The organism is Methylosinus sp. (genome assembly GCF_036560965.1).
Lineage (GTDB): Bacteria > Pseudomonadota > Alphaproteobacteria > Rhizobiales > Beijerinckiaceae > Methylosinus.
The window spans coordinates 1-11,156 of the sequence record NZ_DATBQF010000016.1 but is presented as its reverse complement, the minus strand read 5'-3'; the positions used below and the strand labels follow the sequence as shown (position 1 = coordinate 11,156).

Below are 11,156 nucleotides of genomic sequence, written 5' to 3'. Positions count from 1 at the left end.
TGCCTCGCGTACCCGCGAAAACGGGGGGCAGTCTGCGACTTCTGTCTCGTGGATCGGCCGCATTGGGGTGAGGCCAATCAAGAATGACCGTCATCCCCGGGCTTGTCCCGGGGACCCATAAACACCGGTAGCGCCAGCGAGAGTCACGGCGGCGCCACCACGCCTTTGGTGGCCACATCGGCGCGTATGTGTGGCCGGGACAAGCCCGGCCATGACGATCCTAGCTTGAGTGGCGAGCTTGCCGCTCTACCGCCGCCGGCCGAGCCGGGATTTGCGGAAGCGTTCGTCGGCCTCGGCTTTGGCCTCCGCGCGCACCCGCTTCACCACCCCGCGGTCCACCGCCTCGCCGGAGCCGGTCAGCACGTCGTTGGCGAACTCCAGGTCGAGCAGCTTCAGGCGCTTGATCTCGTCGCGCAGGCGGGCGGCCTCCTCGAACTCCAGGTTGGAGGCGGCGGCGCGCATGCGGCCCTCGAGGTCCTTCAGCGTGGTCTTGAAGTTGTCGCCCAGGAAGGCCTTGCCGGCCTCCTCGGCCACGCCCACCGGCACGGTGACGCGGTCCTTCTCGTAGTGGCTGGCCAGGATGTCCTTGATGCTGCTCTTGATGCTGGCCGGCGTGATGCCGTTGGCGGCGTTCCACTCCTCCTGCTTCTCGCGCCGGCGCTTGGTCTCGGCCATGGCGCGTTCCATCGAGCCGGTGATGTGGTCGGCATAGAGGATCACCCGGCCGTCCACGTTCCGCGCCGCCCGCCCGATCGTCTGGATCAGGCTGGTCTCGGAGCGCAGGAAACCCTCCTTGTCCGCGTCGAGGATGGCGACCAGGCCGCACTCGGGGATGTCCAGGCCCTCGCGCAGCAGGTTGATGCCGACCAGGGCGTCGAAGGCGCCGAGCCGCAGGTCGCGGATGATCTCGATCCGCTCCAGGGTGTCGACGTCGGAGTGCATGTAGCGCACGCGCAGGCCCTGCTCGTGCATGTACTCGGTGAGGTCCTCGGCCATCTTCTTGGTCAGCACGGTGATCAGCGCGCGGTAGCCCTGCCGAGCGACCTGGCGGACTTGGTCGATCACGTCGTCCACCTGGCTGAAGCCGCCGGCCGCCACCGGCTTCACCTCCACGGGAGGGTCGATCAGGCCGGTGGGGCGGATCACCTGCTCGGTGAACACCCCGCCCGTGCGGTCCATCTCCCAGGGTCCGGGGGTGGCCGACACATGCACCGTGTCCGGCCGCATGGCGTCCCACTCCTCGAACTTCAGCGGGCGGTTGTCGATGCAGGAGGGCAGGCGGAAGCCGTATTCCGCGAGCGTGAATTTCCGCCGGTAGTCGCCGCGGTACATGCCGCCGATCTGCGGGATGGTCTGGTGGCTCTCGTCGACGAACAGCAGGGCGTTGTCGGGCACATATTCGAACATGGTCGGCGGCGGCTCGCCGGGCCGGCGGCCGGTCAGGTAGCGGCTGTAGTTCTCGATGCCGGCGCAGGAGCCGGTCGCCTGGATCATCTCCAGGTCGAATGTGGTGCGCTGCTCCAGCCGTTGCGCCTCCAGCAGCTTGCCGTTGGCCACCAGCCAGTCGAGCCGTTCCTTGAGCTCGTCCTTGATCGAGACGATCGCCTGGTTGAGCGTCGGCCTGGGCGTCACATAGTGGCTGTTGGCGTAGATCTTCACGCCCTTCAGGTCGGCGGTCTTCTTGCCGGTCAGCGGGTCGAACTCGGTGATCGCCTCGATCTCGTCGCCGAACAGGCTGATCCGCCAGGCGCGGTCTTCGTAGTGGGCGGGGAAGATCTCGATGGTGTCGCCGCGCCGGCGGAAGGTGCCGCGCTCGAAGGCCTGGTCGTTGCGCTTGTACTGCTGGGCCACCAGGTCGCCCATCAGCTTGCGCTCGTCGAGCTTCTGGCCGGGCTCCAGGGTGAAGGTCATCGCCGTATAGGTCTCGACCGAGCCGATGCCGTAGATGCAGGAGACCGACGCGACGATGATGACGTCGTCGCGCTCCAGCAGCGAGCGCGTGGCGGCGTGGCGCATGCGGTCGATCTGCTCATTCACCGAGGATTCTTTTTCGATATAGGTGTCGGTGCGCGGAACATAGGCCTCGGGCTGATAATAATCGTAATAGGAGACGAAATATTCGACGGCGTTATTGGGGAAAAAGCTCTTGAACTCGCCATAGAGCTGCGCGGCGAGCGTCTTGTTTGGCGCCAGCACCAGCGCTGGCCGCTGCGTGCGCGCGATCACCTGCGCCATGGTGAAAGTCTTGCCGGAGCCGGTGACGCCGAGCAGCACCTGATCGCGCTCATTCGCCTCTATGCCGGCGACCAGCTCGACGATCGCCTGCGGCTGGTCGCCGCGCGGCTGATATTCGGAAACGAGGTCGAATTTGACGCCGCCCTCGCTCTTTTGCGGCCGCTCCGGCCGATGCGGCGTCCAGGGCTGCTTCTCGCGCAGATTAGGATCGCCGAGCTTCAACAATTGCTCGAGGCTCTCCATCGTCGCCGCGACGCCGCCCGCGCCGCCGAGATCGAGCCGGCCGGCCGGCTCATCTTCGACGCCGGTCGCCGCGCCGGCGTCATAGGACGACTGCCCCGCCTCCTCGAAGCCGGCCTGCCGCTCGGCGAGGCCGGGATTGAGCAGCGCCTGCAGATGCGGCGCGATCGGCGACACCTCGGGCTTGGCGGCCTTGGCGCGAGTCGGCTTCGCGGGGTTTTTCGGCTTTTTGGGTGGAGAGGGCATGGCTGCGAATATGGCCCCGGAATCGCGAGGATGGAAGCGCGAAGAAACGCCCTCCGGCGACGCCGCGCTACAGGCCGCCCAAAAGCTTGGCGAGCAGGCGATCGAGAGTCTTCTGCTCGTCTTCCGTCAGCGCCGACAGGATCGCCGCTTCGGCCCGCACATGTCCCGGCAGAACCTCGTCGATCAGCGACTTCCCCTGCTCGGTCAGGGCCACCAGCGCGGCGCGCCGATCCGTCGGATGCTTGACGCGCGCCACATGGCCCGCTTTCTCCAGCCGATCGATACGCGCTGTCATGCCGCCGGATGAGATCATCATCGCCTCATAGAGCGCCGTCGGCGTCAGGGCATAAGGCTCGCCGGCGCGGCGGAGCGTCGCCATTACATCGAAATCGCCACTCTGCAAGCCGAAAGCGGCAAAGACGGGAGCCAGCCGATCGCGCGAGATCCGCGTCGCCAGCTCGAGCAGCCGGCCCAGCGCCTCCATTGGAAAAGCATCCAAATCGGGCCGTTCGCGAGCCCATTGTCGGGAAGCCTGCGCGGCGCGGTCCTGGTCCATTTTGCGAGCCCGTCTATTTATCTTGACATCAAGATACTTGTCGCAGAGATATTATTCGTCGAAGGAATTTGCCGCAAGCGCGCCTTGCCCCACGAAAATCGCGAGCGAACCCATGACCGTCCCAGCCGATAGCGCGACCACCGCCGCTTCCGAAACCCGCGCCCGAAACGAGGGGCATGTTTTCGCGCTGATCGCGATCCTGTGCCTCGCGCTCAATCTCCGGCCGGTGATGGCCGGACTGGGCCCGATTCTCGACATTATCGAAAGTTCCGCGGGGCTGACCTCGGCGCAAGCCGGACTGCTCACCACCTTGCCGGTGCTGCTCATGGGCGTCGGAGCATTCGCAGGACGAAGTCTGACGCAGCTTCTCGGCGCGAAGACCGGCGTCGCAATCGGGATCGCGATCATTTCCCTCGCCTGCGCGAGCCGATCGGCCTGGAACGACGCCGCCGGAATGCTGGCGACGGCCGCGACGGCGGGCCTCGGCGTCGCGATCGTGCAGGCCCTTCTGCCCGGTTTTATCAAAGGGCGGTTCGGCGTCGGCGCCGGCCGCGTCATGGGGCTCTACACCACCGGCATCATGAGCGGCGTGGCTTTGGCCGCCGCCACCGCGGCCGGGCTGGAGCGCGACTTCGGCCTGCCCTCCGCGCTGGCGATCTGGTCGATTCCGGCGCTCATCGCGACGCTCGTCTGGTCGATGCTCCCTTTCCCCACGAGAGGCGCAGGCCGTGGCGTGAGCCAGACGACGGAGCCGCTATGGCGTCATGGCCGCGCCTGGACGCTGATGCTGTTTTTCGGCGTCGGCACTGGCGCCTTCACGCTGGTCCTCGCCTGGCTGCCGCCCTATTACACGAGCCTCGGCCAGAGCCACGCCTATAGCGGCTATCTGCTCGCCGGCGTCACTCTCGCGGAAGTAGCCGCGAGCCTCGCCGTCTCCGCTTTCATCGCGCGCTTTCCCGATCGCCGCGGGCCGCTCGTCGTCGTGCTGACGAGCATAACGGCGGGATTGATCTGCGTGGCCGTCGCGCCTCTGTCGCTCGCATGGCCAGCGGCGGTTCTGCTGGGGCTCGGCCTCGGCGCATTGTTTCCGCTGTCCTTGATCGTCACGCTCGATCATGTCGACGATCCGGCCCGCGCCGGCGAGCTCGCGGCCTTCGTCCAGGGAGGCGGATATGTCATCGCCAGCCTGACGCCCTTCGTCGCCGGCGCGTTACGAGACCGTTTCGCCGATCTCACCGGGGCCTGGGAGGCGATGGCGGTCGGCGTCTTTCTGACGATCGCCATCGCAATGCGTTTTTCTCCGCAAAGTCGCCTGAGCAAAGTTCCCGGCGCGGCGCCTTGATGGCGTTCACGCCGGCATCTCCGCCGTCTCGCGTCGCTCGGCCTCGCCGCTCCGCGAGCCCTCTTCATCCGCCTGCCGCTGACGGCGCCACATGGCCGCATAGGCGCCGTTCTTCGCCAGCAATTGCAGATGCGCGCCCCGCTCCACGATGCGGCCGCGATCGAGGAACAGGATTTCATCCGCATCCACCACTGTCGACAGGCGATGCGCGATGACCAGCGTCGTGCGGCCGCGCGAGACGCGCGCCAGCGCCTCTTGAATCTCCTGCTCGGTAAAACTGTCCAGCGCCGATGTCGCCTCGTCGAGAATGAGCAGAGGCGGGCCTTTCAGAATGGTGCGCGCTATGGCGACGCGCTGCTTCTCGCCGCCCGAGAGCTTCAGCCCGCGTTCGCCGACCTGCGCCTCATAGCCATCGGGAAGCGATCGGATGAAGCTGTCGATCTGCGCCAGCCGCGCCGCCTCGCGCACCTCCTCCATGCTCGCGCTCCAGCGGCCATAGCGAATATTATAGGCGATGCTGTCGTTGAACAGCACCGTATCCTGCGGCACCATGCCGATCGCCTCACGCAGCGAGTGCTGCGTCACCGCGGAAATATCCTGCCCATCGATGGTTATGCAGCCCGATTGTGGCTCGTAGAAGCGAAACATCAGCCGCGAGATCGTCGACTTTCCGGCGCCCGAAGGACCGACGATCGCGATGGTCGCGCCGGGCTCCGCGGTGAAGCTCACGCCCTGCAGGATCGGCCGCTCGCGGTCATAGGCGAAGACGACGTCGTCGAAGACGACGCGCCCCTCGCGAACCTCGAGGTCGGGCGCGCCGGGACGATCGGCGATCTCCGGCGGCTGCGACAAGATCGCGAACATTTTTTCGATGTCGACGATCGCCTGTCGCGTCTCGCGATAGAGCGTGCCCATGAAATTGAGCGGCTGATAGAGCTGGATCATGAGGGCGTTGACCAGCACGAAATCGCCGACGCTGTTGCGCCCGCTGCGCACGCCCTGCGCGCAGAGGATCATGATCACCGCGAGGCCGATCGTGTAGATCACCGCCTGCCCGGCGTTCAGCAGAGCGAGCGAGATATAGGAGCGTATGCTGGCGTTCTCGTAGATCGCCATGGATTTGTCGTAGCGCTCCGCCTCGCGCCGCTCGGCGACGAAATATTTCACCGTCTCATAGTTCAAGAGACTGTCGATCGCCTTCACATTGGCGTCGACGTCGCTCTCGTTCATCGAGCGCCGAATGGCGATGCGCCAATTGGTGGCGATCAGCGTGTAGAGCAGGAAGGCCGCGATCGTCGCCGCCGCGACGAGCGCATAATCCCAATCGAATTGCACGACGAGCACGCCGACGACCAGCGCGAATTCGACGATGGTCGGAACCGCCGTCGACATGATGAGCCGCGTGAGCGTCTCTATGCCGTCGCGGCCGCGCTCCAGCACGCGGGTGAGGCCGCCGGTCTTGCGACCGATGTGAAAGCGCAGCGACAATTGATGCATATGCACGAAGACGTGATTGGCGAGCCGCCGCACCGCATGCATGGCGACGGCCGCGAACAGGGCGTCGCGCGCCTGCGTCAAGAGCGCATAGAGCGCGCGCAGCACGCCATAGAGAATGGTGAAGCCGACGGCGCCGCCGAGGATGGTCGAGACGGCGACGTCCGCCGTCAGGCTGTCCGCCGCCCATTTGAAGGCGAAAGGAACGGCCATATTCACCAATTTTCCGACGATCAGCAGAGCCAGCGCGATAATCACGCGCCTCTCGAGGTCGCGCCGCCCTTTCGGCCATATATAGGGCCAGAGGCTGCGAACAGTCTCGACGATGGACTCTCGGCGAAGCGGCTTTTCGAGCTCCTCGACCGCTCCATGTACCGAAACCTGCGCCGAAGCCTGCTCTTCTTCCCCGTCCGTCTGTCGCATTAGCCTCGTTCCAGTTCCCGCCCATGGAGGCGCCGAAATGACATCTGGATTTCATATAGGTGGTTTGAAGCGCCAACGCACCAATGCTCCGCTCACGCCGCCGGCGCCGAGCGGCCTTGACGCGGGTGCTCGGGCGGGCCATCAAATGAAAATGAGCGATATTCGAAAAATCGAACGTGTCTGCGTCTATTGCGGCTCCTCGACCGGCGACAATCCCGTCTTCGTCCACGCCGCGGAAGCGCTGGGCGCCGCGCTGGCGCGCGAGGGCATAGAGCTCGTCTTCGGCGGCGGCTCCTGCGGCCTCATGGGCGCCGTCGCGACGGCCGCGCTGGCGCAAGGCGGCAAGGTCACCGGAATCATTCCGAGCTTTCTCGACGAGCGCGAGATCGCGCTCTCCTCCGTCACCGATCTGCAGGTCGTGCCCGACATGCATACGCGCAAGCGTCTGATGTTCGAGAAGTCCGACGCTTTCGTGGCGCTTCCCGGCGGCATCGGCACGCTCGAGGAGCTGACCGAGCAATTGACCTGGATCCAGCTCGGCCGCCACAGCAAGCCGCTCGTCATCGCCGACATTGACGGTTTCTGGAAGCCGCTTCTGTCGCTGTTCGCGCATATGCGCAACGCCGGCTTCATCCGCTCTGGATATGAGGTGCGCTACATGGTCGCCGAGCGCATAGAGGATGTGATCCCCATGCTGCGCACGACGCGCGTCGCCAAGCTCGAAGGCGACGAGAAAGCCATCGAGCAGCATTTCTGAAGGCGCGCACTTCCTTCTCCCATAAAATGGGAGAAGGTGGCCTCGCGAAGCGAGGTCGGATGAGGGCCGGCTCCGCCGCGACGACCTCGACGAATTTTCGGCGAACCGAAGCAGCCCTCATCCGACCCGACTTCGTCGAGCCACCTTCTCCCGCGAGCGGGAGAAGGAAGGAACGGCTAGACGGCGCCGGACCTCACCAGCTTATAGACGATGGCGTCGACGAGCGCCTCGAATGACGCGTCGACGACATTAGGCGAGACGCCGACGGTCGACCATATCTCGCCTTTGGCGTCCGCGCATTCGACGAGCACGCGCGTCACCGCATCGGTGCCGCCCTGGAACACGCGCACGCGATAATCGACGAGCTTCACATCCTCGATGAAGGATTGATATTTGCCGAGATCCTTGCGCAATGCGACATCGAGCGCATTGATCGGGCCATTGCCCTCGGCGGCGGAGATCGTCGATCGGCCGTCGATGCGCAGCTTGACGATCGCCTCGGCGCCCGCCTCCTCCGCGCCGATATTGGCGCCGAAGCGGCGATCCACGGCGACGCTATAGCGCTCAATGTCGAAATAATGCGGAACCTCGCCGAGCACGCGCGTGGCGAGCAGATAGAAGGAGGCGTCGGCGCCTTCATAGGCGTAGCCTTGCGCCTCCTTCTCCTTCACCTCGTCGAGCAGGCGCGTGAGCCGCGGATCGTCCTTCGCCAGCTTGATTCCCAATCGCTCCAGCTCGGCGACGATGTTGGATTTGCCCGCCTGATCCGACACCAGCACGCGGCGCTGATTGCCGACGCTCTCCGGCGGCACATGCTCATAGGTGCGCGGATCGGTCAGCACGGCGGAGGCGTGAATGCCCGCCTTGGTGGCGAAGGCGCCGGCGCCGACATAGGGCGCATGGCGGTTGGGCGCACGATTGAGCAATTCGTCGAGCGCATGGCTCGTGCGCGTCAAATGCGTCAGGCTGTCGCGCGTCACGCCGATCTCGAAGCGCTCGGAAAGCTCGCTCTTGAGCAGCAGCGTGCCGATGATCGTCGTGAGATTGGCGTTGCCGCAGCGCTCGCCGAGCCCATTCAGCGCGCCCTGGATCTGCCGCGCGCCGCCGCGCACCGCGGCCAGCGATACGGCGACCGCCTGCCCCGTATCGTCATGCGCATGTATGCCGAGCTTTTCGCCCGGAATGATGCGCGCGACCTCGGACACGATGCGCTCGACCTCATGCGGCAGCGAGCCGCCATTGGTGTCGCAGAGCACGATCCAGCGCGCGCCGGCCTCGTGAGCGGCATTGGCGCAGGCCAGCGCATAATCGGGGTTTTCCTTGTATCCGTCGAAGAAATGCTCGCAATCGACGAGCGCTTCCTTGCCGCGCGCGACGGCGGCGGCGACGGATTGGCGAATGCCGTCGAGATTGTCCTCAAGCGTCGAGCGCAGCGCGACGCGCACCTGATAATCCGAGGCCTTGGCGACGAAGGTCACGCAATCGCAATCGGCGTCGAGCAGAGCGGCGACGCCGGGATCGTTCGACGCCGAGCGTCCCTGCCGCCGCGTCATGCCGAAGGCGGTGAAATGCGCCTTCAACGGCGGGCGCTTCGCGAAAAACTCCGTGTCGAGCGGATTGGCGCCGGGATAGCCGCCCTCGATGTAATCGAGGCCGAGCTCGTCGAGCAGAGCGGCGATATGGCGCTTGTCGGCGAGCGAAAAATCGACGCCTGTCGTCTGCGCGCCGTCGCGCAGCGTGGTGTCGAAGAGCGTCAGCCTTTCCCGTGTCATCGCGTCCTACGCCTTGCGTTCGAGTTGCTTCTTCATCGTGGTGTTGCCGAGCCATTCGCCGCGCAGCTCGCGCATGTTGCGCTGATAGGCGACATAGAAGCGCGCGGCGAAGAAATCGCGCGCCGCGTCGGAGGCGTCGACGCTGATCTCCTTCGCCCCGCGCGCGGCGGCGAGCTTTTCCAACGCATCGGCGAGCGCCGAGCCGACGCCGCGCCGCGCCGCGCGCGGATGCACGTAGAGCATGTCGAAGAATTTATTCTCGCGCAGGCTGGCGAAGCCCGCGAGCTCGCCGTCGAGCGTGGCGACCAGGGTGAGCGCTCCCGCGAGCGTTTTCGCGAAAGCCTCGGCGTCATCGGCCACGGCGGCCCAAGCGGCGCGCTGATCCTCGCCGTAATCCTCCGCCGCGAGCGTCTCGATGCTGGCGCGAAACAGAGCGGCGAGCCGAGGCGCGTCGGTCGGCAGAAAGGGCCGCAGGCCCGGGACGGATGCCGCGCGCGCCATGGCTAGATGATCTCGAACGCCGCGAGCACATGCCAGGCGGCGATGGCGGCGAGCGCGAGGATGAGGAGCTTGAACACGAGATAGGACGCCCAATGCCCGGGAAAGGGAAGAAATCTGCGCCAGTCGTTTTTAAGCATGGGCGTTGTCTCCTCTCGCGGTCTCCGCGCATGTCTCCTTCTCCCATTTATGGGAGAAGGTGGCCTCGCAAAGCGAGGTCGGATGAGGGTCCGTGAACATAACCAACGACTCCCGCCGCCGCAGCGAGCCCTCATCCGACCCTCGCTGACGCGAGGGCCACCTTCTCCCGCAGAGCGGGAGAAGGAGACGCGCGTCGAGGTGGTTGGATAGTGTTCGAGAAAGATGAAGCGTCATCGCTTCACCTCCCATGTCGTCGTGCCGTCCTTATTGTCCTTCAGCGCGACGCCCATCGCCGCGAGCGCGTCGCGAATGCGGTCGGACTCGGCCCAGTTTTTTGCCGCGCGGGCGGCGAGGCGCGTCGAGATCAGCGAGGAAACCTGCTCCGCATCCACAGCCTGCCTGGTCTCGCCTTCGACCCATTGCCGATAGGCGCGAATATCGATGCCGACGAGCTTCAACGCTCCGTCGAGCGCGGCGGCGTCCAGCTCGTGCAGAGACGCCAGCGCGAGCGGCGTGTTGAGATCATCGGCGAGCGCGCTCAGAACGTCGCCGGACGCCGAAGGATCGGCGGAGACCCCGCAGATCTGCGCGCTCCATTTGCGCAGGCTCGCCTCCGCCTCCTCCAGCGCCTTCACGGTAAAATCGATCGGCTGGCGATAATGCGTGCGCAGCATGGCGAGGCGCAGCACCTCGCCGGGCCATTTCCGCCCGCCGAAATTCTCCGTATGCAGCAGCTCATTGATGGTCACGAAATTCCCCAGGCTCTTGGACATTTTCTCGCCCTCGACCTGCAGGAATCCATTGTGCATCCAATAATTCGCCATCGCCTCGTGGCCGAAGGCGCAGCGCGTCTGCGCGATCTCGTTCTCGTGATGCGGGAAGACGAGATCGATGCCGCCGCCGTGAATGTCGAAGACCTCGCCCAAATGCTTCCACGACATCGCCGAGCATTCGAGATGCCAGCCCGGGCGCCCGCGTCCCCAGGGCGAGTCCCAGCCGGGCTCGCTCTCCTTGGAGGGCTTCCACAGCACGAAATCCATGTCGCCGCGCTTATAGGGCGCGACATCGACGCGCGCGCCGGCGATCATCTCGTCGAGAGGACGACGCGACAGCCGGCCGTAATCCGCCATCGACGGCACGTCGAACAGCACATGGCCGTCAGCGGCGTAAGCATGGCCGGCGGCGACCAGTCTCTCGATGAGCGCGATCATCTCGGCGATATGCTCGGTCGCGCGCGGCTGCACGCTCGGCTCCAAGCAGCCGAGCGCCGTCACATCCTCCTGAAAGATTTTATTGGTGCCCTCGGTCAGCTCGCGGATCGTGATTCCGCGCTCGGCGGCGCGGGCGTTGATCTTGTCGTCGACGTCGGTGATGTTGCGGACATAGGTCACATGATCCGCGCCATAGAGATGGCGCAGCAGGCGAAACAGCACGTCGAAGACGATGATCGGC

9 protein-coding genes are annotated in these 11,156 nt (G+C 65.5%); 2 read left to right on the top strand and 7 right to left on the bottom strand.

The features are described 5' to 3' along the window. Positions 1–246: 246 nt before the first annotated feature. Both uvrB and VIF40_RS04045 read right to left on the bottom strand, forming a co-directional pair. The gene (uvrB, locus tag VIF40_RS04050; protein ID WP_331936238.1) at positions 247–2,721 is read right to left on the bottom strand and encodes an excinuclease ABC subunit UvrB; all 2,475 of its coding nucleotides are present in this window, start codon (positions 2,719–2,721) and stop codon (positions 247–249) included. Between the two features lie 67 nt (positions 2,722–2,788). Continuing rightward, positions 2,789–3,277, bottom strand: a complete 489-nt coding sequence (locus tag VIF40_RS04045) for a MarR family transcriptional regulator (protein WP_331936237.1) — start codon at positions 3,275–3,277, stop codon at positions 2,789–2,791. Between the two features lie 112 nt (positions 3,278–3,389). Between VIF40_RS04045 and VIF40_RS04040 the strand changes: the two genes are divergently transcribed. Beyond that, the gene (locus VIF40_RS04040; RefSeq protein WP_331936236.1) at positions 3,390–4,619 is read left to right on the top strand and encodes an MFS transporter; all 1,230 of its coding nucleotides are present in this window, start codon (positions 3,390–3,392) and stop codon (positions 4,617–4,619) included. Positions 4,620–4,625: 6 nt separating this feature from the next. Here VIF40_RS04040 and VIF40_RS04035 read toward each other — a convergent pair whose 3' ends face one another. Next, a complete protein-coding gene (locus tag VIF40_RS04035; protein WP_331936235.1) occupies positions 4,626–6,536 on the bottom strand; it encodes an ABC transporter ATP-binding protein/permease in 1,911 nt (636 codons plus the stop codon). A gap of 151 nt (positions 6,537–6,687) precedes the next feature. On the opposite strand from VIF40_RS04035, the gene VIF40_RS04030 reads away from it, so the two are divergent. Then, entirely contained in the window at positions 6,688–7,293 is a 606-nt protein-coding gene (locus VIF40_RS04030) for a TIGR00730 family Rossman fold protein (protein WP_331936234.1), read from the top strand. A 176-nt stretch (positions 7,294–7,469) separates the two neighbouring features. Here the strand turns inward: VIF40_RS04030 and cimA are convergent, their stop codons facing one another. The 4 genes from cimA to cysS all read right to left on the bottom strand — a co-directional run. Beyond that, complete coding sequence (gene cimA, locus VIF40_RS04025; RefSeq protein ID WP_331936233.1) at positions 7,470–9,065, bottom strand: citramalate synthase; 1,596 nt, start codon at positions 9,063–9,065, stop codon at positions 7,470–7,472. Between the two features lie 6 nt (positions 9,066–9,071). Continuing rightward, positions 9,072–9,566: a GNAT family N-acetyltransferase gene (locus VIF40_RS04020; RefSeq protein ID WP_331936232.1), complete on the bottom strand. Its 495-nt coding sequence runs from the start codon at positions 9,564–9,566 to the stop codon at positions 9,072–9,074. A gap of 2 nt (positions 9,567–9,568) precedes the next feature. Next, positions 9,569–9,703, bottom strand: coding sequence for a hypothetical protein (locus VIF40_RS04015; protein WP_331936231.1), 135 nt, complete (start codon positions 9,701–9,703; stop codon positions 9,569–9,571). 231 nt (positions 9,704–9,934) lie between these two features. Next, a partial coding sequence (gene cysS / locus VIF40_RS04010) for a cysteine--tRNA ligase (protein WP_331936230.1) occupies positions 9,935–11,156 on the bottom strand: 1,222 nt, incomplete at its 5' end.

Excerpts from the sequence above, each read along its gene's own strand:
- VIF40_RS04035 (WP_331936235.1), bottom strand. The coding sequence starts at position 6,536 with ATGCGACAGACGGACGGGGAAGAAGAGCAGGCTTCGGCGCAGGTTTCG.
- VIF40_RS04045 (WP_331936237.1), bottom strand. The coding sequence starts at position 3,277 with ATGGACCAGGACCGCGCCGCGCAGGCTTCCCGACAATGGGCTCGCGAA.
- VIF40_RS04020 (WP_331936232.1), bottom strand. The coding sequence starts at position 9,566 with ATGGCGCGCGCGGCATCCGTCCCGGGCCTGCGGCCCTTTCTGCCGACC.
- VIF40_RS04030 (WP_331936234.1), top strand. The coding sequence starts at position 6,688 with ATGAGCGATATTCGAAAAATCGAACGTGTCTGCGTCTATTGCGGCTCC.
- cimA (WP_331936233.1), bottom strand. The coding sequence starts at position 9,065 with ATGACACGGGAAAGGCTGACGCTCTTCGACACCACGCTGCGCGACGGC.
- VIF40_RS04015 (WP_331936231.1), bottom strand. The coding sequence starts at position 9,703 with ATGCTTAAAAACGACTGGCGCAGATTTCTTCCCTTTCCCGGGCATTGG.
- uvrB (WP_331936238.1), bottom strand. The coding sequence starts at position 2,721 with ATGCCCTCTCCACCCAAAAAGCCGAAAAACCCCGCGAAGCCGACTCGC.
- VIF40_RS04040 (WP_331936236.1), top strand. The coding sequence starts at position 3,390 with ATGACCGTCCCAGCCGATAGCGCGACCACCGCCGCTTCCGAAACCCGC.